The sequence below is a fragment of the Acinetobacter sp. SFA genome, assembly GCF_001647535.1.
In the GTDB taxonomy this organism is placed as follows: domain Bacteria; phylum Pseudomonadota; class Gammaproteobacteria; order Pseudomonadales; family Moraxellaceae; genus Acinetobacter; species Acinetobacter pecorum.
Genome location: NZ_LSZI01000016.1, coordinates 103,197 through 125,382 on the forward strand (window position 1 = coordinate 103,197; position 22,186 = coordinate 125,382).

The window sequence follows — 22,186 nt, forward strand, 5'->3', positions numbered from 1 at the left end:
CACGTAGCAAACATCACACATCACGGATCAATGGCTCAAATCTGCAATGAATTTCATTGTGGTTTGAGTCTTTTATGACCGAGCTCTATTTAATATAGATGGGCTTCGGTTTTGATTCACGTATTGATGATGGCAATACGGCTTCAATCTTTAAACGGATTAAAGTCACCTGAACGCTTCACTGGCGGACGAGCGGTACATTGGATGTGTGTAACTTTCACTGTCACATTGCTCGAAGATCATCCCTTCTTTATAGAAAGTGTCTTGATACGGAATTGTCGTCGTATCTTTACAAACTGTGCAGATCCAATGCATCAACGCTGTAGCCTGAAGTCGTCTTCAGGTTGCGACTAATCTGATGTGTATCAGTTTACGTTTAAAAACCAACTAGGTTGGCGACATATTTTTTAAGACAAACTGATTTATGTACCTGAGGTACAATTAAACGCAACAGTTTGCTTTGTTTGCCGATATAATAAGCCTTCGGCGTGGCATAATTCTTTGGGGACCTTCTCGTATCATGTGAGTCTTTAATTGAACAATCAAGTTCAGAAAAATCTGAAATGATTTAATTTTTACTCACAAACGATGGTTTCCGTGCGCTGACTATATCAAACCTTGCATCATCTGCCTATGGGCTAAGCTTATGTTTCTTGTGTAAAGCATAACCTAAATGATCAGTTTTTAATCAATTTTAGTATTTTTTAGGTCATAGTAACTGTATGAATTCTACGCAACAATGGCAAAACGTCACTTGGTTTGAAGTGGATGAACATCAAGATGGACAACGTATCGATAATTTTCTGTTTAGTCGTCTGAAAGGTGTGCCAAAAAGTCGTATCTATCGTCTGATTCGTGAAGGCCAGGTTCGCGTCAATAAAAAACGCATTAAAGCAGAAACCAAACTCGCAATCGGCGATCAGATTCGCGTTGCACCGATCCGCTATGAGCAGAAAGACGAAACCGCGGCCCCTGTTTCGGACAAGGTCGCACAAGGCCTGCTTGCTCGCGTGATTTATGAAGATGAGGGCCTGATGGTCGTCAACAAACCATCAGGAATTGCCGTGCATGGCGGTAGCGGTGTAGCCTATGGCCTGATTGAAGGCTTGCGTGCCGCAACCGGTAAAAAATATCTGGAACTGATTCATCGGATTGACCGTGATACTTCCGGTCTGGTGATGATTTCCAAAAAGCGCAGTGTGCTTAAAACTCTGCAAGACATGCTGCGTGAACATAAGATCAAAAAAACCTATGCAGCGGTGGTAAAAGGGCAGGTCACTTTAGACAAGCAGCTGATTGATGCGCCTTTACATCGTTATGAGCTGGCCAACGGCGAGCGCCGGGTCTGCGTGTCACCGAAAGAAGGCAAGGAGTCTAAAACCCAGTGGAACGTGCAAGAACGTTTTATGCATGCCACATTGGTTTATGCATCTCCACTTTCTGGTCGTACCCATCAGATTCGTGTACACGGTTTGAGTATTGGTCATCCGTTGGTCGGTGATGAAAAGTATGGACATGAAACCGAATATCGTGGCCCAAAACCACGCCGTCTGTGTCTGCATGCCATGCGTTTAGAGATTCCGGGTTATCCGACCATTGAAGCGCCATTGCCAGAAGATATGCAAAGTCTGGTGGCGCAGTTAAGAGCGCAGAAGGCAGATAAGGTTGTCATTGCTACGGAAGATGATGAGTAATTTTTTAGCTTTTTAATGAATCCTCTTTGATGCCCTACTTTTTCAAGAGGAGTGAGGGGGATTTGAAAAGTTATCGCAATGTGAAATTAAGGTAATGCTGCAATAGGTATTTGTTTTATTCGAAGCATTGTGTGGGCGTTGGCTTACTTTTCAGAGATGAAAAGTAACAAAAATCTTTTGTAGATATGATGGCGCGTCCTTGCGCCACAGATCTACAGCGACATCCATGTCGCAATCGAGTAGCGAATACCTGTATGCCGTTCTCCCTCCTTTTTTAAAGGAGGATCGGGGTGGATTTAGACTGAATCAAATATTAGGAACCTTAGATGAACTCACCTGTAAAACTGGTCATTTTTGATTGGGATGGCACTTTATTTGATTCTGTCGGTCAGATTGTGGCAAGCCTGCAATTTGCCGCACAGCAATTTCAGCAACCTTTAACCGCTGCAGATGCGAAGAGTATTATTGGGCTGGGTTTACCTGAAGTTGCACAGCGACTTTTTCCAGGTGTGCCAGAACTACATAGCGATATTTTACAGGCCTATTCAGAACACTATGTCGCGAACTCGGTTGAGGATGCTTGGTTTGAGGGCGTATCTGAAATGTTATATGCATTAAAAGATCAAGGTATCAAGCTGGCAGTGGCCACAGGAAAAAGCCGTAAAGGTCTGGATCGTGTATTAAGACAGACCAACAGTGAGGCCCTGTTTATCAGCACGCGTGCTGCGAGTGAGACCCGTTCCAAACCTCATCCACTTATGCTGCAGGAAATTCTGGCTGAAACCGGTGTAGAGACACATGAAGCGATCATGGTTGGCGATACTTCCTATGATCTGGAAATGGCCATGAATATCGCCATGCCAAGTATCGGCGTAAGTTATGGCGTGCATCAGCCTGAACTTCTGGCGCAATTTAATCCGGCCAGTATCGTGGACGATGTGGCTGATTTACATAAAGAACTATTGGCTAAAGTCCAATGGAAACAGGCCGTTTAATTTATTATCTTAGTTACAGCAAAAAGGACTGATTTCCCGGGTTTAAATTGGCTGGGGGAACGCTGCAGATTTAAGCATTTATTCTTATCTTTTAGTCTAAGACCATAATTATACTGATTTTGTGGAATCAGGTTATGGTCACTATTCTGCTAAATAATGATTTAATCTAAGATTTAAGATTTTGTTTTATATTGATTTTTATAATTGGTCCTTATAGATAATAGCTATAGCAAAAAATAAAATAACTATTGGCACAAATGCCGGATTTTTCCCATCCTAAAACCGTTTACTCCTATGCTCACTCTGATAAAGGTAGGTCATGCACGTGATCGGCCTGATTATGTGCATATTTTCTGTCCTGTCAGATTCCAGCATAAGCCTAATTTTTGCAGTTTAAGGAAACATTGATGTCGAATTCTGCTGTCGTTGAATCAGTTGCACAAGCACTGCGTAGCGCTGAATTATCACAAACCGCGATCACACCAATTCGCCCGGAACTTGGCGGTGAAAGTGCTGACGTAGATATCGCCTATGCCGTTCAGGAAGTGAATACCGAACGTGCTTTGTCTGAAGGTCGCCGTCTGGTCGGTCGTAAAATTGGTTTGACTTCTAAAGTCGTTCAAGCACAACTGGGTGTAGATCAGCCTGATTTTGGTATGTTGTTCGCGGATATGGCATACGGTGACGGTGAAGCGATTCCGGCCGGCCTTCTGATTCAGCCGAAAGTTGAAGCAGAAATTGCATTGGTGATCAAAGCAGATCTAACCAAAGAAAAACACACTTATGCAGACATTATCAGTGCAACCGACTATGCACTTCCTGCAGTAGAAGTCGTGGATAGCCGTATTGAAAACTGGAAAATCAGTCTAATCGATACGGTTGCTGATAACGCATCTTCAGCGGCTTTCGTATTGGGTTCACGTCCTGTGAAACTTGACAATCTTGACCTTGTAAATTGCAAAATGACCATGACTCGCGGTGAAGAAGTCGTGTCTCAAGGTATAGGTAAAGCTTGTCTTGCAAACCCATTAAATGCCGCAGTTTGGTTGGCTGACGAAATGGTACGCCGTGGTCGTCCATTACTTGCAGGTGACATCATTTTGACTGGTGCGCTTGGTCCAATGGTTGTAGCCCACGCAGGCGACGAATTCGTTGTTGAGATTGAAGGCTTTGGTTCAGTAACAGCTGCATTTGCTGCTGAATAAGAAAATATTGAGAGTACATTCATGAAAAAGATTAAATGTGCAATGATCGGTCCAGGTAATATTGGTACGGATCTGCTTTACAAATTACAACGCAGCGAATGGTTAGAACCAGTATGGATGGTGGGGATTGACCCAACTTCTGAAGGTCTTGCGCGTGCAGCGAAAATGGGTTTAAAAACGACTGCTGAAGGTGTAGATGGTCTTCTTCCTCACGTTCTTGAAGATGACATTAAAATTGCATTTGATGCAACTTCTGCATACGTACATGCTGAAAACAGCCGCAAGTTAAATGAACTTGGCGTGTTAATGATTGACTTAACACCTGCTGCAATCGGTCCATTCTGCGTACCACCTGTAAACCTTGAAGCATTGCTTGAACAAGGTGAAGTGCCAAACGTAAACATGGTGACATGTGGTGGTCAGGCAACAATTCCGATGGTTGCTGCAATTTCACGTGTTCAACCTGTTGAATATGGTGAAATCATTGCAACTGTATCTACAAAATCTGTAGGTCCAGGTACACGTAAAAACATCGACGAATTCACACGTACAACTGCTGACGCAATTGAACAAGTGGGTGGCGCGAAACAAGGTAAAGCGATCATCATTATTAACCCGGCTGAGCCACCGTTAATGATGCGTGACACTGTTCACTGTCTCGTTGAAGGCGAGCCGGATCAAGCAGCGATTACTGAATCTGTTCACTCGATGATCCTCGAGGTTCAAAAATATGTACCAGGTTACAAACTTGTGAATGGTCCAGTATTTGATGGTAACCGTGTTTCTATCTTCCTAGAAGTAGAAGGTTTAGGTGACTTCTTACCTAAATATGCAGGTAACCTTGACATTATGACTGCAGCAGCTGCACGTACAGCAGAAATGTTTGCAGAACGTGTTTTAAACGCAGCTGAAGCTTAAGGAGTTACCACATGTCTAAAATTATTATTAATGATATGACTTTACGTGATGGTATGCATCCAATGCGCCATCAAACTACACCTGAGCAAATGGTTGCGATTGCAACTGCACTTGATGACGCGGGTGTACCGTTAATCGAAGTGACACATGGTGATGGTCTTGGCGGTAACTCTGTAAACTACGGTTTTGCAGCAGCAACTGACGAAGAATACCTGAAAGCGGTGATTCCAAACCTTAAACAAGCGAAAGTATCTGCACTTTTACTTCCTGGTATTGGTACAGTTGATCATTTGAAAATGGCACATGACGTTGGTGTAGCAACGATTCGTGTTGCAACACATTCAACTGAAGCAGATGTATCTGAACAGCATATTACTGCTGCACGTAAATTGGGTATGGACACTGTGGGCTTCTTGATGATGGCGCACATGGCTTCTCCAGAAAAATTGCTTGAAGAAGCACAAAAAATGGTGTCATACGGTGCAAACTGTGTGTATGTAACTGACTCTGCAGGTTACATGTTGCCACAAGACGTGACTGATCGCGTTGGTATTCTACGTGAAAACCTTGGTTCTGATATCGAAATCGGTTTCCACGGTCACCATAACCTAGGTATGGGTGTTGCGAACTCTGTTTCAGCAGTACAAGCAGGTGCAACTCGTGTTGACTTGGCCTCAGCAGGTCTTGGCGCAGGTGCGGGTAACACGCCACTTGAATTGTTTGTTGCGGTAGCGAACCGTATGCAACTTGAAACAGGTGTTGACTTGTTTAAGGTGCAGGACGTTGCAGAAGACCTCATCATTCCAATGATGACGCATCAAATTCGTGCGGACCGTGATGCGGCGACTTTAGGTTATGCGGGTGTTTATTCTTCATTCCTATTGTTTGCTAAACGTGCTGAAGCGAAATATGGCGTATCTGCGCGTGAAATCCTGATGGAACTTGGTCGCCGTGGTACGGTTGGCGGTCAGGAAGACATGATTGAAGATTTAGCTTTGACGATGTCTAAAGCACGTGAATTACAAGCTTAATGGCTTGAAGTTGATGTGAAAAAAAGCGTCCGAAAGGGCGCTTTTTTATTGCTTTCAGCATTGCCATCCTTAAGAGTTGGATGATTATTTGAGAACTTTTTCTTCAATGAGCGATGATGCCCATGCCGCGGTCAAATAAGATGGCCGGCCGAAGTGTAAGTAAATCCGTACTGGTTCAGCAAGGCTCAATACTGCCATCAGTAAAGAATAGCCAGCCTTGAACTCAAAAGTAGGAATGCTATAGCCAGGACCACAACAGCTAAATGTCGTTTGAGATGCAATAAGGTAAGTCCTCATTCATGTTTTTATTATAAATTTTGAGCTGTATTGATATCTTTGTTGAACTTGGCATGAAGAAGAAACATTCGTAGATAAAATATTTATTTTTGGATATTTAAATCAAAATGTTGAGGAGTTGAAAGAGATCTAGCGAGTTATATTTGGATATTAGTAATATATTAAAACGATAGCATGAGATATTATTTTTATTAAACTTTATTTATTAAAGATAATTCTGATAATTTCCTTAAACATAAAAACGATAAATAAAAACTGGTATTTTAAAGTTTTTTAAAAATTTGCTCTTATTAATAGAAGAAACAAAAAATTGAATTAAATGTCTGGTCAACTTTTTATTTTTATTAATCGCTTTAAAATCTAAGAGATTTATCGCTTAAATAGGACTCGGTAATATGAAGAGTCAAAGGGGGAAAACTTTAATACTGTAGTCGGATTTTTTATTGAAATTGACTTACGCATGATGGCGGCATGGATTTTATCTGCTGAATGGGGAACTCATCATGCATCGTCACAATTTATGGATAGCAATACTTGCTGCGACAGCAACTTTAGGGACAACTGCAACGAATGCAGATTTTATTGACGACAGCAATGTTCAACTGAAGTTTAAAAATTTCTATTTAGACCGCCAATATCAGGATAATTATTCGGCACGTAACTGGGGTTCATGGTCGCAAGGTATAACGCTGGATGCCAAGTCTGGCTATCATGATATCGGTGCCGGGGTGCAGGTCGGGGCTGATGTTCTGGTTCAGCATGCAGTCAAACTCAAAGCTCGTGATCGCAATCCAGACTGGGTTTTACCGCATGATGGCAAGGAGTCAAAAGACCATTTCGGTAAAATTGGTGCAACGTTGAAAGCCAGAATTTCACAGACTGAATTAAAAGTAGGGGAGTTACTTCCGGTATCTCCTGTTCTGGTATTCGATCCATCGCGTCAGTTATTGACGACTTATAGCGGTGCCTGGTTAGAATCCAAAGAGATTAAAGATACTAAACTGACTTTGGCGTATGTGGATAAAATCAATAACCGTTACGACAATCAGTTCCGTGATTTAACCTTGTTTGCGCCTGCTAGAGGCAAAGACTATTACGATAATGGTGAAGTTTCTGACGGTATGTGGATTGCAGGTGTAGACTATCAGCTCAGCAAAGAAGTGGGCGCAAGTTACTGGTATGCCGATGTTCAGGACATTTACCAGCAGCATTATCTGGGCCTGAGTTATAAAACCCAGTGGGGTGAAAAAACCAGATTAGACAGCAATGTCCGTTATTTCAATAACTCCGAATCTGGCGATAAGCTATATGGTGAGATCGACAATCAGGCCTTATCTGTAGCTGCAAAAGTGAATCATGGAGCACATACCGTCGGTGTGGGTTACCAGCAAATGTTTGGCGATAGTGCATTCCCGACGTTAGGTGGCTGGGTGCCACAGCCTTATCTGGCGAACTGGGGAGTAGCAACCTTTACTGCACCAGAAGAAAAATCATGGAACGTTTCTTATGGCTATGACTTCTCTGAAGTCGGTTTGAAGGGCCTGAATGCTACAGCGATTTATTTTAAAGGATACGATCAGAAAGGTACTGGGGCTTATCAAGGTCAGAACTTCAATACCGATGAGGTGAATGCGATCATCAACTACACTGTGCCAGAAGGTAAATTAAAAGGTTTAGGCGTACAGGGGATGTATATTGATGTGAATTTTGCCAATCCGGCAAAACCAGATCTGCAGGAATACCGTGTAGCCACTACTTATACCTATAAATTCTAATATCAGCATATTTTCAAGGCAGTCAGTTTTCTGGCTGCCTTTCAGGTTTAAGAATCCAATTAAAGCCTTAAATTTAGTAAGGTTTATTTTAAATTAACAATGAAAACAATGACTTAAATTATATCTATTTTATAGGGTGCAATCGAAATTTTGTATCAGTTGATTGCAGTTGAGCGGTTAATATAAGGGTGTACACAAGTCATTTTAATGAGTCAACTTGACGTGGCGTTCTTGAAAATAGAGGGACACGCAAGCTAAAGACTGTAAGAGGAAGCAATATGAGCACTGTTCAAATCCCTGACTATCAAACAGATCCATTCTTTGGCTTAGAAGACAAATGGATTGAAACCGCTGAAGGTGAGTTGACCCATTACCACGAAATTGGTGAAGGTACACCAATTCTGTTTTTGCACGGTTCAGGTACAGGTGTATCGGCTGCAGCGAACTGGTGGTTGAACCTGCCTTCAATTGGTGAACAAGCACGTTGTATCGCAATTGACACGATTGGCTATGGTCAGACAGTGGTTGCTCCAGGTACACAATATGGTATCCGCGCATGGGTAGACCATGCGATCCGGACTTTAGATGCGTTAGGTATCGAAAAAACCTGGCTGGTGGGTAACTCTTTAGGTGGCTGGTTGGCATTCCAGTTGGCACTGGATTATCCAGAGCGTGTACTCGGTATCGTATCTATGGGTACGGGCGGCGCAAAACAGACTGCTGCATTGAAAGCACATGCAAACCCAGTTCTTACAGAAGAAGGGATCAAGAAAACCCTGTCTATGTTCGTAGTGAACAAAGACCTGATTACAGATGAACTGGTAAAAGTACGTTTTGCTTCAGCAGCAAATGACTATGCTTCAAACCGTTTGATGGATGTGGTAGGCGCACGTGACCGTGACCGTTTTGAATTCCCGCTCGACTTTGAGAAAATGAAAGACATCACTGTGCCAGTACTATTGATTCACGGTACGCAAGACGTAGTAATTCCAGTATCCCGTACATGGGATATCTTGAATGTGGTACCAAATGCTGATGCGCACATCTTCAGCCAATGTGGTCACTGGTCTCAAGTTGAAAAATCAGATGAATTCAACACTGTAATCAAAAACTACCTGGCTGTTCACGGCGTAAAATAAGTTTGATACAGTTTTAAAAAAAGGATGGCTCGGCCATCCTTTTTTATACGTTATATATTCAACGCACCGTATATAAATGAATATGATTCTCATTCACCAAAGTGGGTTCGAAAAAATGATGATTTTTAGATACTTGTTGAATTTAAACCGAGAAAAACCTGAATTAAGTTTTATTAGACTTAAGTTGTAAACGGAGCACATTTAGAGTGAAAAAGATGCATGATTGGACGGGGCTAAACTATAAACTTAAGTACTCGCCAAGCAGTCCTTATCAAAAAATAGAATTAAAAATAAATCTTTAAGCAAAAAATAATAAAACGAAAAAAGCATATGTCTACCAAAATTCGAATGACATATGCTTAACCAAGAAGGAGTTTAATTCTGTTCGTTGCGGTTAATATCGAGATAGAACACCCGGGTCAGAAGCTCAAGAAATTTGCTGACTGCATAGGATTTATTGTTTTTGTGGTAACTGACATACAGGTCCAAATATGGCAGCTCTACGTCCAGAGGGCGAATCACAGTATTTTCCATAGTCAGCGGTGCGATATAACCAGGTAAAATCGTGCACCCCAATCCGATACCGATCGAGTTGATATTAAACAGGATATTGTCAGCTTTTTGGACAATATTAAGTTCAATGCCGTTAGCCTTGGCAAAATCCAAAATTGTATGGTGCAAGGTAAAAGACTGCTCTGCTGATGGAATGATAAAATCAATACCATTCAATGCCTTAACTGGAATACGGTCATATTTTGCCAGCGGATGGTCTTTGGGTAGCAGGAAAATCAGCGGTTCACGAATCACGAACTGACTTTCAATTTCATCGCTATTGAAATTATGACGGGTAAAGGTCAGATCCAGATCACCTTTTTTTAACAGGCGCATTTGCTCATTGTTGTTCAGACTGAGCAGTTCAATTTTTAAATCCGGATTCTGCACCCGCAGATTAGGCAAGATATACGGGAAAATTTTCATTTCGGCTACTGGAACAAAGCCAATCCGGAGCATTTGCTGCTTGGCCTGTGACACCTGACGCGCCATGGCAACGGCCTTGTCTGCTTGTGCCAGGGTCAGGCGAGCCTGTTCCAGGAATACGGCACCTTCTTCGGTCAGCTCCACTTTACGTTTGGTTCGGTTCAACAGCTTTACGCCGACGTCTTCTTCCAGGTCCTTGATTTGCTGGCTAAGAGAGGGTTGAGCCGTATAAAGTTTAAGTGCGGCCTTGCTAAAGTTCAGTTCTTCAGCAACGGTAATAAAGTAGCGGAGGTGTCGTAATTCCATGTCATCAACCCAAAGAGTAATCCAAAAAATGTCTTACTATAATTTCATCAAAGTATAATCTATAAATAACTATGTCGTGAAGATTATTTTGCCATTCATAAACTAAATGCTCTGAAAGGATTAATGGATGTTTTAATATAAAAATCCACGTCCTTAATAATTGCTTTAAGCTATTAATTGAAACAAAAAAAATATTTCCCCAAATCCCGCCTAAAATCCATTATCCATTCGAATTGAGTCTATTTACTTTGTGCCTTGATGGGTCACAGGAGATTTTCATGAGTGGAAAAATTGATGTGCGTGAAATCGACGCTTTAGTCGATGCACAAAATGGACGTATCACTCCATCTATTTATACAGATCCAGATATTTACGAATTAGAACTTGAACGCGTTTTCGGCCGTACCTGGTTGTTCCTTTGTCATGAGAGCCAGATTCCTAAGGCTGGTGACTTTTTCAACACCTACATGGGTGAAGATCCGATCATCGTGGCACGTCAAAAAGATGGCTCAATCAAAGCATTCTTAAACCAGTGCCGTCACCGCTCAATGCGTGTGAGCTTCGCAGACTGTGGGAATACACGTGCATTCACATGCCCGTACCACGGCTGGTCTTACGGTATTGACGGTTCTTTAAAAGACATCCCGCTTGAAGAGCGTGCTTACCCACAAGGCGCATGTAAAGAGCAATGGGGTCTGGTGGAAGTTAACCGTGTTAAATCATACAAAGGCCTGATATTCGGATGCTGGGATGAAACAACTCCAGATCTAGAAGAATACATGGGCGATATCGCCTGGTACCTAGATGGCGTTGTTGACCGTCGTCCAGGTGGTACAGAAATCATCGGTGGTGTCCACAAGTGGGAAATCGAGTGTAACTGGAAATTTGCAGCTGAACAGTTCGCATCTGACCAATACCACGCATTGTTCTCTCACGCATCTGCAATTCAAGTGCTTGGTGCGAAACCAGACGACGAATCATCTAAGAAATTAGGTGCTGCGCAAACTGCTCGTCCTGTTTGGGAAACTGCCAAAGATGCAATCCAGTACGGTTCACGTGGCCATGGTTCAGGCTTCTTCTTCACAGAGAAACCAGACGCAAACGTTTGGGTTGACGGTGAAGTGGCCAACTACTTCCGTGAAACTTACGAAGAAGTAAAAGAGCGCCTAGGCGAGACTCGTGCACTGCGTCTTGCAGGTCACAACACCATGTTCCCAACATTGTCTTGGTTGAACGGTACTGCAACACTTCGCGTATGGCACCCACGTGGTCCAAACAAAACTGAAGTTTGGGCATTCTGTATTGCGGACGCTGAAGCATCTCAAGAAGTGAAGGAAGCATTTGAACGTTCTGCAACACGTGCTTTTGGTCCTGCTGGTTTCCTAGAGCAAGATGACTCTGAGAACTGGATCGAGATTCAAAAAGTTTTACGTGGTTACAAAGCGCGTCAAAACAAACTCATTATGGAAATGGGTAAAGGTAACGAGAAAGTACGTGAAGATGGTATCCCAGGTATCACCAACTACATTTTCTCTGAAACTGCAGCACGTGGTATGTACCGCCGCTGGGCAGATTTATTGATCCATGAAAAATGGGAAGACGTGGAAAAAGCGGCTGACGAATATGAGAAGGAGCTTATGAAATGAGTCAAATCAGCTTAGAACTTCATCATCAAATTAGCCAGTTCCTTTACCGTGAAGCAAAGCTGCTTGACGACTGGAAATTCCGCGAATGGTTGGACACGTTAGCTGAAGACATTTCTTACACGCTACGTACCACACCAAACGCACAAACCCGTGACCGTCGTCGTTCAGTTGAACCACCTACCACTTGGGTGTTCAATGATACGAAAGATCTTTTAGAGCGTCGTGTGGCTCGTCTTGAGACCGGTATGGCTTGGGCTGAAGAGCCTCCGTCACGTACAACTCATATGGTTTCTAACGTGATTGTTGAAGCCACTGAAGTTGAAGGCGAATATGACGTGTACGTAACGTACCTGTTGTACCGCACGCAAAAAGAGAAAGACGTCGTGATTTACTGTGGTAAACGTCATGACAAGATCCGTAAAGTTGAGGGTGGCCTAGGCTTCCAGATTTTCAACCGTAAGATCATGCTTGACCAAGTTACTTACAGTTCACATAACCTGAGTGTGTTCTTCTAATGAATAAGATTTTTGTATGCCAAGTTGACGAATTAGACGAAGGCGAAGCATTGAAAGTAGATTGTGGCGTAAACGGTATCGATGCGCTGGCAGTATTCAACAACGGTGGTGAGTTCTTTGCAATGAACGACCGTTGCTCACACGGTAACGCTTCAATGTCTGAAGGTTATCTGGAAGATGACGGTACTGTTGAATGTCCACTTCATGCAGCACGTTTCTGTTTAAAAACAGGTCAAGCACTTTGCTTACCAGCGACTGATCCAATCCAGACTTTCCCAGTGATTGTTGAAGATGGTCAATTGTTTGTAGAGATGGCAGGAGAGTAATCATGGGTTGGCTACAAGGCGAAGTTGCACTTATTACCGGTGGTGGTTCAGGCTTAGGCTGGGCATTGGTTGAACGTTTCCTGGAAGAGGGCGCACAAGTTGCCGTTCTTCAGCGTTCACAATCAAAAGTTGATGCACTGAAAGAACATTTTGGTGACCGCGTGCTTGCGATCGCAGGTGATGTGGCCAGCTATGAAGATAACGTTCGTGCAGTTCAGGCAACTGTGGAACGTTATGGCAAACTCGATTGCTTCGTAGGCAATGCCGGTATCTGGGATCATTATGCAGATATCGTCAATACCTCAGGCGAGCAGCTAGAGAAAGCCTTTGACGAGATTATGGGGATTAATACCAAATCTCTGATCCTCGGTGCGAAGGCTGCACTGGATGCATTGATCGCTTCTGAAGGTTCTATCATATTTACTTTGTCTAATTCAGCACTGTACTCCGCTGGCGGAGGCCCTGTATATACTGCATCTAAGCATGCCGGTGTCGGAATTATGAAAGAACTGGCCTACGAGCTTGCGCCTAAAGTACGAGTGAACGCTGTTGCACCATCAGGTATGAATGTGAATATCAAGGGTGCTGCATCTTTAGGCCAGGAAAATCTTGGTCTGCTGGATGCACGCGATCCTGAGAAAATCGCACGTGGCATGCCACTGAACTTCTTGCCTGAACCGGAAGATATGACAGGTTCATACGTGCTGTTGGCATCTCGTCAAAATAACCGTCCTCTGACCGGTGTTCTGATCAATGCAGAATGTGGTCTGGGTATCCGGGGCTTGCGTCAGCCACGTGCCGGTTTCTTTGACGAATAAAATCTAGTCTGAATCAAATGGACTTATCGGCAGCCTGTTCTAAGGCTGCTTTCCTTTTCAGGAGTCTCTCATGGCCGTTAAACTCATTTGTGCATCGCACAGCCCCTTAATGGAATTTGCTTCCCCACAAGAAAAACGTCAGGAAGTCGCAGTACGCGAAGCTTTTGACCAACTTGCAGCTGAAGTGAAAGCTTACGACCCAACCTTAATCATTACCTTCGGTCCTGACCATTTCAATGGTTTCTTCTATGACCTGATGCCAAGTTTCTGTGTGGGTATCCGTGCCAAAGCGGCAGGTGACTGGGATTATGGTAAAGACAATGACCATATCGATGTACCAGAAGACAAAGCCTTGGCGATGGTGCGTCGTGTACTGGACGAGGGTGTGGACGTGGCATACTCCTACCGTATGCAGGCCGACCATGGTGTGACTCAGCCACTGCATTTCTTGTGCGAAGGTCAGTTGGACCGTTATCCAACCATTCCTGTGTTTATTAATGGTGCTGCAGCTCCAATGCCAACCACCAAACGTACCATCGCTTTGGGTCGTGCAGTCGGTCAATACATCAAGTCTTTAAACCTTGAAAATGAGCGGGTACTGGTTTTAGGTACAGGTGGTCTGTCACATGATCCACCTACACCGCAAATGGGTTCAGTACCACCAGAAGTGGAAGAGTTTCTGATTGCCGGTCGTCATCCGACTCCGGAAGCACGTTCAGCGCGTCAAGCGAAAATCATTGCTGTGGGCCAGAAACTGGCAGCAGGGGATATCTCTGTTGCAGTTCCTCTCAATGCAGAATGGGATATTGCACTGCTGGAAAAATTCAAGAATGCCGATTTTGCTGCACTCGAAGCGATGACTGAAGCTGAAATCCGCCGTGATGGTGGTCGTGGTGGCCAGGAAGTCCGTTCGTGGATGGCTGCTTTTGCTGCTTTAAGCGAGATGGGCGAATACGACATGACAACACATTGCTATGAAGAAATCAGTGAATGGATCGCGGGCTTTGGCATCGTATCTGCAGAGTTAAAAGGTTAATGACATGAGCAACATCGAAACTATCGTAATTGTAGGTGCTGGCCAGGCAGGTGCAAGTGCGATTTTAGAACTTCGTGGCAACAAGTACGAAGGCAAAATCATTCTGATCGGTGATGAAACGCATCTGCCTTATGAGCGTCCACCACTGTCTAAAGACGTGATTCTAAAACCTGAAGAAACCAAGATTGAAATTCTGTCAGAAGAAAAACTGGCTGAACTTGGCGTAACAACTATCCGTGGTAATGGCGTTGCAAAAATCAATGCTGAAGCCCACACGGTTGAACTTCAACATGGTGACGTTGTTGCTTATGACAAACTGTTACTTGCCACTGGTGGTGCAGCACGCCGTTTGCCAAACTTCGATGCACTAGGTAAGCATGTTTATACCCTGCGTAACCTGGAAGATTCACAGGCACTGGTTCCTGTACTTCAAGCAGGCCGTCGTATTGTCCTGATCGGTGGTGGTGTGATCGGTCTGGAACTGGCTTCTTCTGCACGTTTCAAGGACTGTCAGGTAACTGTAATTGAAATGGGTCCTATGGTCATGGGTCGCTGCTCGCCGCGTATCCTGAGCGAGTTCCTGTTAGAGCAACAGCGTCTGGCCGGAATTGACGTTCGTCTGGAAACCAAGATTGCAGACTGCAAGCTGGATGGTGAAGAAGTTGTGATTACCCTTGAAGGTGGTGAAGAACTTCGGGCTGATGCTGTAGTGTACGGTATCGGTATTGTGCCAAATGCACAGCTGGCTGTAGAGGCCGGTCTGGATGTTGATTTTGCAATTAAAGTGAATGAAAACTGCCAGACTTCAAATGCAGACATTTACGCTGCGGGTGACGTAGCAACTCAGTTACGTGACTGTGGTAACCACCGTCGTGTAGAAACCTGGGAAAATGCCAACCTGCAAGCAGGCATCTTTGCACGTCATGTGATGGGTGTCGAGCATCCAGTGGCCAATCCAGCATGGTTCTGGACAGACCAACTGGATATCAACTACCAGTTTGTTGGCGATATGGCTGCAGCTGAATGGCAGGTTCGTGGTGAAATCAATCCAGAACTTCGCGCTGAATCCTCATTCGTGATGTTTGGTGTGACTGACGGTGTGATCGTTGGTGGTATCACGGTGAATGCTGCTAAAGAAATGCGTCATCTGAAAAAGCTGATCAGCAAGCAGGCTGCATTTGAAGCAGACAAATATCTGGATCTTAGCCAGGATCTTCGTAAGCTTGTGAAGTAATCTCGGTTTACAAAGGAGCAGACCTCGGGCAACCTGGGTCTGCTTTTTTATGGCTACTTTATTTATTGTTTTGGCATGATCACTATTTATATTGCGACGTTTAATTACTTTGTGCAGGTGTGTCTTACTTTTCAAAGATGAAAAGTAACAAAAATCTTTTGAGCGTTTGAGGATACTTCCTTGTATCCCAAACGCTCGAGCGGCATCCATGCCGCTTGTAATATTGCTAATCGTGGATTTGAACAGAACTTTTGGTTTAATTCTTTTTATTATATTTAATTGAGTTGTATATGAATTCAAACTCATCTCCCATGATTTTAACAGCCAGCATTTATGCCTTGTTGGTGCTCATTTGGGCCGCCACACCATTGGCCATTGTTTGGAGTGTGGCTGAAGTGCATCCGATGTGGGTGCTGGTGATTCGTTATTTTGGTGCCTGTGTCATTGCTTTGGTTTTATTGGCAATTATGCGTAACCCATTGCCATTTGATCAAACGTCATTAAAAAGTTATGTGGCAGGTAGTCTTAATTTAATTGGGGCACAATTGTTTATTTATCTGGCTGCCAACTATTTAACGTCAGGTCTGATGGCGCTGATTTTTGGATTCTCGCCATTGATTGCCGGTTTAATCGGTCATGTGATTTTAAAAACTCATAAACTGATCTGGGTACAGTGGCTTGGTATGGCAATTGCAGTAGGTGGCCTGTGTTTTGTTTTCGCTGACTCGGCAGACAGCAAGATTAACCCATGGGGTGTGGTACTGATGCTGATCAGTATGGTGTCCTATATCAGTTCGATCTTCTGGGTTAAACAGATCAATGCACCATTAAAGCCAATGTCGCAAGCCACGGGTTCGCTGCTGGTTTCTGCGCTGGGTTCTTTATTACTGATTCCATTTATCTGGCAGCATTTTCCAACCCAGATGCCAAGCAGCCATGCCATCATCGGATTTATATTTACCATGATTCTGTCTTCGATTGTGGCGATGCTGTGCTATTTCTGGCTGATTCGTCGTCTGGCCGCTTCAACAGTCTCTCTCAGTAATGTCATGACGCCAGTGATTGCCTTGGTACTGGGGGCTACATTGAATAATGAAATCATCAGCAGCCATGCTTTTGCGGGTGTTGCTGTGGTGATGTTCGGGATTATCCTGTATTTCTCTAAAGAATGGCGTGAGCAATATTTTTCCAGACACTAACCCTTCCATGAAGGGAAAGGGAAAATTTTTTTATTAGGTCTAGATATTTTCCAAAAGCAGACTGGAAATGCTAGACCATCACGACGAAACAACAATTTGTAAAACAACTCGGTAGTCAAAACACTTTAAGATGCAAGACATAAGATCAATAAAGCTTGATCAAGATTATTTGGGACAGTGTCAAGATGTCTGAATCCAATAAAATTGTCGTTTATGCAGCCATGTTCGGCAATTTGGCGATTGCCCTCGTTAAATTTGTCGCAGCCTATATTACTAACAGTTCTGCAATGCTGAGTGAGGCTGTTCATTCGGTAGTCGATACCTTGAATGAAATTCTGCTGTTATATGGAATGAAAAAAGCCAAAAAACCTGGAGACGTTAAACATCCGTTTGGTTATGGGCGTGAACTATATTTCTGGGCTTTTATTGTGGCATTGCTGGTATTTGCACTGGGTGCCATTGTCTCTATTTTTCAGGGTATTTATCACATTATCCAGCCTGAAGAAATGCAGAATCCTATGATCAACTATATCGTGCTTGGCATAGCCATTTTATGTGAAGGGTTTTCATGGTCAGTGGCACTAAAAACATTTCGTAAACAAAAAGGAAATATGGGATATTTTGAAGCCTTTCGACGGAGTAAGGACCCAACTACCTTTACCGTTTTATTTGAAGATACTGCTGCACTGATCGGCTTGGTGATTGCCTTGGTCGGTATCTTTCTTGCTCATCAGCTAAATATTCCCGAACTGGATGGGGTGGCCTCAATCTTAATTGGGGTGGTGCTTGCGGTGTCGGCCTGGTTTTTGGCACGTGAAACCAAGGGCCTGTTGCTCGGTGAGACTGCGGATCCTAAACTGCGGGAAAATGTATTAAATATTGCGCAACAGGATGCTGCAGTTTTTAGTGCCAACGGGGTATTAACGGAACAGATGGGCGCGCATCAAGTCATTGCATCCTTAAGTCTGGAATTTAAAGATGATTTAACATCCGATCAAATTGAAGCCTGTGTAAACAGGATCGAGACCCAGATTAAACAATTGCACCCGGAAATTATTGCCCTGTTTGTAAAGCCACAAACCAAGGCCGTATGGTTGGAGCGAACCTTAGGCCGTGTATAACTCATATAAAAAAATCGCTTGAGCCCATTTTTTCTGATTTCAGCATGTCTCTCGGGTATGCTTAAGCTGATGAAACTGATCCTCGTCTGGGGAGCAGATGCACTCTGTCAGAAAGTTACCCATAGGAGTCATGACTTTGTCAAAATGAGCCTAAAGGGGTTTGGCATCATTTTGTATGTTTAGGCAGAAGGTTGCGAGCAGTATTTTTCTTATAATCTGTTACTTTTATAAGCTGAAAGGTTTTTACATGGTGTTTTTATTAAAAATAACAAAAACATACATGATTAACGATATTGGATTTCATACTATATTGCTACGCGCCTGTTTTAAGTTTGTATGCTCATTTAAACGCTGCTGCACTTGACGATTTCAAGCGGTAGCTAACTTGCATATAACGAATAATAAATAGTGGATATTTATGCAAGATTTTTTTAAAACTAAAAAATTTCAGTTACCCACACAGTCCAGCTGGAAACATGTCTGGTCTAAGCCGGTATTTGAGTATCTGCATTCCGATCATTTTGATGGTCAACGCTTTCATAATCTGGAATATTCCCCATTATCGCGCAGTCGTTTTGATTTATATAAATGGCTGGTTACCCGAAAATCCAGTACCTGGCAAGTCAACCTTGATGAGGAGCGTGCCGAGTTTTTTGCACGTCCACGTGCTTTGCCGCAGCATCGTCCTGATGCTCCCCTAGATGACTGGCAAATCTGGTTTATTGGTCATGCCACCGTACTCATTCAGATTGGACCTTATAATTTCCTGACCGATCCGGTCTGGGGCGAATATGCTGGTCCTTCTGCATCTACCGGGCCACAGCGCGTCATTCCGGCAGGTATTGCCCTGGATGAACTACCCCATATTGATGCTGTGTTGCTGAGCCATAACCACTATGACCATATGGATCTGGCCAGTCTGGAATGGCTGCATACGACTTTTCAGATGCCGATTTATACAGGACTGGGCAATGCTTGGTATTTGCCAGAACATTATACCGTGCATGAAATGGACTGGTGGGAAAACGCCTTTTTTGAAGAGATCAGGATTGTCTATACACCGGCGCAACATGCTTCTGGGCGCGGCATACGCGATCAGAACTGTGCCCTCTGGGGAGGTTTTTCTTTATTGCATGGCAAGGAGCATTGTTTCTTTGCCGGAGATAGTGGCTATGCCTCACATTTTAAAGAAATCCGCAAACGTTTAGGTGCGCCGCGGATCGCCTTGCTGCCAATTGGTGCGTATGAGCCACGTGAACTGATGCGCGCGATTCACATGAATCCGGAAGATGCTTATCATGCCCATCACGATTTGCAGGCCAAATGCTCACTGGCCATTCATTACCGCACTTTTCAGCTGACTGATGAAGACCGTGATGCACCAGAGCATGACTTGCATGAGATTATCAAGCATTCCTCCAAGTTAATTAATCCGTTTTACTGCATACGTGAAGGCAAACGGATTATTGTCTAAACGCTATGCTTGTTCTTGCCAAATGAGTTGAATAGCCACTACAGAAAGCATGAGCATGGCGATATTCATCACCACGGGATTGAATGCCGCAGTGAGTTGTAAAGGTGCGGTAAGTACAATCAGCAGCAGTAATCCTGCAAGTCCCATTATATTTAATCCATGCAATAGAATTGATCTGTTCCATTTCAGAAAGCATACACCCCACAGCATTTCACATCCCCCAGAAAAGCCCACCAAGGTCTTGGCAAATGCCAGCTCAAAACCCATATTTTGCCAGATTGTGATTTCAGCAGGGGACTGGAACAGAATTTTTGGAATCAGTCCTTGATAGAACCAGAGCATTGCCAAACTTAGCCCAATGCTACACAGTACCTGATTGAAAACGGGCTTAGGATTCACGAAGCGCATTTTCCAGAAAATGGCGTTTATTTTCGCCGGAGGGGATCAGGCAATATTCAGTTTTGCCGAATAGCGTGTAGCGATTTAAAGCGATCACACGATACAGAAAATCCCGGATAAAACGCGGAACCAAATAACCTGCGCTCATTAAATTAAATGGAAAACCGAGATGCTGCAGCGCCTTCAGTAATGCAGTCGATTCGGTATACAGTGTGCCATCTCGGATGACAAGCATGGTGGTGCAATGTTCAGTGGACATCTGATAGTGCTCAAGCAGGGCAATACCTAAAGGAGATTGGGCAGAGACCAGTTTAAACTGTATTTTTTTATCGTATTGAATTAAAAATCGTGCCCAGCCATTACAGATCACGCAAACGGCATCAAACACAATGATGTCGTGCTGTTGAATGATGTCTTCAATATTTGGATGCATTCTGGTATTTCTTTTTGTATGAGCTTGCTTCTATAGTGCTGGATACCGCAATAAAAAACCACCCGAAGGTAGTTTTTCTATACATATCTAAAGTGGCTTAGATGAAACTAGGTAGCCCTTTGGCTGGGTCGCTTTCACGAGCCGCTTGAGCATCTGCTACAGTCATCCCCAGTGCTTGTGCTACGCCTTCACCGTAAGCGGGATCACAATGATAACAGTTGCGGATGTGACGGTATTTGATGAAATCCAGGGCATCGCCCATTGCTCTAGCCGTATTATTGAACAGCGCCTGTTTCTGCTGGTCATTCATTAGATTGAACAGGGCACGAGGTTGGCTGAAGTAATCACTGTCATCTTCACGAAAATCCCAGAAATCGGCATCTCCGGTAATTTTTAGTGGCGGTTCCCTGAATTCCGGCTGCTCCTGCCACTGGCTAAAACTGTTTGGCTCGTAATGCGGCAATGAACCATAGTTGCCATCCATGCGGCCTTGACCATCACGGCGGTTCGAATGTACAGGACAACGTGCCGCATTGACTGGAACCTGTGAATGATTTACTCCTACACGGTAGCGCGCTGCATCGGCATAGTTCACTAAACGTGCCTGTAACATACGGTCTGGTGAATAGCTGATACCTGGTACCAGATTGCTTGGTGCAAAGGTGGCCTGTTCCACATCCTGGAAATAGTTCTCCGGATTGCGGTTCAGCTCGAATTCACCGACTTCAATCAGTGGATAATCGCCTTTCGGCCAGACTTTGGTCAGGTCAAATGGATGATAAGGCACTGTTTCAGCTTCCAGTTCCGGCATGATCTGAACGTACATTTTCCATTTTGGATAGTCACCACGTTCGATGGCATCAAACAGGTCGGTCTGGCTGCTTTCACGATCTTTAGCGATTAAGGCTTCAGCTTCAGCATCGGTCAGGTTCTGGATACCTTGCTGGGTACGCATATGGAATTTCACCCAGAAACGTTCATTATTGGCATTGATAAAACTGAAGGTATGACTGCCAAAACCATGCATATGACGGTAGCCGGCCGGAATCCCACGGTCTGACATGACAATAGTCACTTGATGAAAGGCTTCAGGCAGTAATGTCCAGAAATCCCAATTATTGGTGGCACTGCGCTTGTTGGTTTTCGGGTCACGTTTGACTGCTTTATTCAGGTCCGGGAACTTGCGGGCATCACGCAGGAAAAATACTGGAGTATTGTTGCCGACCAGATCCCAATTACCTTCTTCAGTATAGAATTTCAGGGCAAAACCACGAATATCGCGTTCTGCATCGGCGGCGCCACGTTCACCTGCCACTGTTGAGAAACGTGCAAACATTTCGGTTTTTTTGCCGACTTCCGAGAAAATTTTAGCGCGGGTATATTGGGTAATATCGTTGGTCACAGTAAAGATCCCAAAAGCACCGGAACCTTTGGCATGCATACGACGTTCTGGAATCACTTCGCGGACAAAGTTGGCCAGTTTTTCATTCAGCCATAAATCCTGGGCAAGTAAAGGTCCACGCGCACCTGCCGTCATACTGTTCTGGTTGTCGACTACAGGTGCCCCAGCCTCAGTAGTCAGGTGGGTAACAGGACATTTTTTAAAATCTTGGCTCATCTTTCTCTCCAAGTTTTGAATATTTTGTA

General features: G+C 43.9%; 20 protein-coding genes. 16 read left to right on the forward strand and 4 right to left on the reverse strand.

Translation table 11 applies throughout. The features are described 5' to 3' along the window. Nucleotides 1–722 precede the first annotated feature (722 nt). From AY607_RS07280 to AY607_RS07310, 7 genes are all read left to right on the forward strand, one after another. The gene (locus tag AY607_RS07280; protein WP_064102215.1) at nt 723–1,694 is read left to right on the forward strand and encodes an RluA family pseudouridine synthase; all 972 of its coding nucleotides are present in this window, start codon (nt 723–725) and stop codon (nt 1,692–1,694) included. A 326-nt stretch (nt 1,695–2,020) separates the two neighbouring features. Further along, nucleotides 2,021–2,689 carry an HAD-IA family hydrolase gene (locus AY607_RS07285; RefSeq protein ID WP_064102216.1) on the forward strand — a complete coding sequence of 223 codons (669 nt, stop codon included), beginning with the start codon at nt 2,021–2,023 and terminating at the stop codon, nt 2,687–2,689. 407 nt (nt 2,690–3,096) lie between these two features. Then, complete coding sequence (locus AY607_RS07290) at nt 3,097–3,894, forward strand: 2-keto-4-pentenoate hydratase (RefSeq protein ID WP_064102217.1); 798 nt, start codon at nt 3,097–3,099, stop codon at nt 3,892–3,894. Nucleotides 3,895–3,915: 21 nt separating this feature from the next. Next, on the forward strand, nt 3,916–4,812 hold the full coding sequence (locus AY607_RS07295) for an acetaldehyde dehydrogenase (acetylating) (RefSeq protein WP_064102218.1): 897 nt from the start codon (nt 3,916–3,918) through the stop codon (nt 4,810–4,812). Between the two features lie 11 nt (nt 4,813–4,823). Continuing rightward, nucleotides 4,824–5,843, forward strand: a complete 1,020-nt coding sequence (gene dmpG / locus AY607_RS07300) for a 4-hydroxy-2-oxovalerate aldolase (protein WP_064102219.1) — start codon at nt 4,824–4,826, stop codon at nt 5,841–5,843. 800 nt (nt 5,844–6,643) lie between these two features. Continuing rightward, on the forward strand, nt 6,644–7,915 hold the full coding sequence (locus tag AY607_RS07305) for an OprD family outer membrane porin (RefSeq protein ID WP_064102220.1): 1,272 nt from the start codon (nt 6,644–6,646) through the stop codon (nt 7,913–7,915). A gap of 278 nt (nt 7,916–8,193) precedes the next feature. Continuing rightward, nucleotides 8,194–9,054, forward strand: a complete 861-nt coding sequence (locus AY607_RS07310; RefSeq protein WP_064094895.1) for an alpha/beta fold hydrolase — start codon at nt 8,194–8,196, stop codon at nt 9,052–9,054. A 375-nt stretch (nt 9,055–9,429) separates the two neighbouring features. Here the strand turns inward: AY607_RS07310 and hcaR are convergent, their stop codons facing one another. After that, a complete protein-coding gene (gene hcaR / locus AY607_RS07315) occupies nt 9,430–10,338 on the reverse strand; it encodes a DNA-binding transcriptional regulator HcaR (protein ID WP_064094894.1) in 909 nt (302 codons plus the stop codon). Between the two features lie 278 nt (nt 10,339–10,616). Here hcaR and hcaE point away from each other — a divergent pair, with 278 nt between their 5' ends. The 9 genes from hcaE (at nt 10,617) to AY607_RS07360 (ending at nt 19,707) form a co-directional block, all read left to right on the forward strand. Continuing rightward, the gene (gene hcaE, locus AY607_RS07320) at nt 10,617–11,984 is read left to right on the forward strand and encodes a 3-phenylpropionate/cinnamic acid dioxygenase subunit alpha (protein ID WP_064094893.1); all 1,368 of its coding nucleotides are present in this window, start codon (nt 10,617–10,619) and stop codon (nt 11,982–11,984) included. Beyond that, nucleotides 11,981–12,499 (forward strand): 3-phenylpropionate/cinnamic acid dioxygenase subunit beta, encoded by a 519-nt coding sequence (gene hcaF / locus AY607_RS07325; protein WP_064094892.1) that lies wholly within the window; start codon nt 11,981–11,983, stop codon nt 12,497–12,499. Before hcaE ends, hcaF begins: the two co-directional genes overlap by 4 nt. Further along, nucleotides 12,499–12,825, forward strand: a complete 327-nt coding sequence (gene hcaC, locus AY607_RS07330; RefSeq protein ID WP_064094891.1) for a 3-phenylpropionate/cinnamic acid dioxygenase ferredoxin subunit — start codon at nt 12,499–12,501, stop codon at nt 12,823–12,825. Before hcaF ends, hcaC begins: the two co-directional genes overlap by 1 nt. A 2-nt stretch (nt 12,826–12,827) precedes the next feature. Beyond that, nucleotides 12,828–13,643, forward strand: coding sequence for a 3-phenylpropionate-dihydrodiol/cinnamic acid-dihydrodiol dehydrogenase (gene hcaB / locus AY607_RS07335; protein WP_064094890.1), 816 nt, complete (start codon nt 12,828–12,830; stop codon nt 13,641–13,643). A 70-nt stretch (nt 13,644–13,713) separates the two neighbouring features. Continuing rightward, on the forward strand, nt 13,714–14,679 hold the full coding sequence (locus tag AY607_RS07340) for a 3-carboxyethylcatechol 2,3-dioxygenase (protein ID WP_064102221.1): 966 nt from the start codon (nt 13,714–13,716) through the stop codon (nt 14,677–14,679). A gap of 4 nt (nt 14,680–14,683) precedes the next feature. Beyond that, on the forward strand, nt 14,684–15,913 hold the full coding sequence (gene hcaD / locus AY607_RS07345) for a 3-phenylpropionate/cinnamic acid dioxygenase ferredoxin--NAD(+) reductase subunit (RefSeq protein WP_064094888.1): 1,230 nt from the start codon (nt 14,684–14,686) through the stop codon (nt 15,911–15,913). A gap of 290 nt (nt 15,914–16,203) precedes the next feature. Next, nucleotides 16,204–17,112: a DMT family transporter gene (locus AY607_RS07350; protein WP_064094887.1), complete on the forward strand. Its 909-nt coding sequence runs from the start codon at nt 16,204–16,206 to the stop codon at nt 17,110–17,112. A 185-nt stretch (nt 17,113–17,297) separates the two neighbouring features. Beyond that, nucleotides 17,298–18,233 (forward strand): cation diffusion facilitator family transporter, encoded by a 936-nt coding sequence (locus AY607_RS07355; RefSeq protein WP_064094886.1) that lies wholly within the window; start codon nt 17,298–17,300, stop codon nt 18,231–18,233. 418 nt (nt 18,234–18,651) lie between these two features. After that, entirely contained in the window at nt 18,652–19,707 is a 1,056-nt protein-coding gene (locus AY607_RS07360) for an MBL fold metallo-hydrolase (RefSeq protein WP_064094885.1), read from the forward strand. Between the two features lie 3 nt (nt 19,708–19,710). Here the strand turns inward: AY607_RS07360 and AY607_RS07365 are convergent, their stop codons facing one another. The 3 genes from AY607_RS07365 to AY607_RS07375 all read right to left on the reverse strand — a co-directional run bounded on the left by AY607_RS07365 (nt 19,711) and on the right by AY607_RS07375 (nt 22,157). Beyond that, a complete protein-coding gene (locus AY607_RS07365; protein ID WP_064094884.1) occupies nt 19,711–20,115 on the reverse strand; it encodes a DoxX-like family protein in 405 nt (134 codons plus the stop codon). Continuing rightward, nucleotides 20,096–20,539, reverse strand: a complete 444-nt coding sequence (locus AY607_RS07370) for a thiol-disulfide oxidoreductase DCC family protein (RefSeq protein ID WP_064094883.1) — start codon at nt 20,537–20,539, stop codon at nt 20,096–20,098. Before AY607_RS07370 ends, AY607_RS07365 begins: the two co-directional genes overlap by 20 nt. 97 nt (nt 20,540–20,636) lie before the next feature. Continuing rightward, the gene (locus AY607_RS07375; RefSeq protein ID WP_064094882.1) at nt 20,637–22,157 is read right to left on the reverse strand and encodes a catalase; all 1,521 of its coding nucleotides are present in this window, start codon (nt 22,155–22,157) and stop codon (nt 20,637–20,639) included. Between the last annotated feature and the right edge of the window lie 29 nt (nt 22,158–22,186).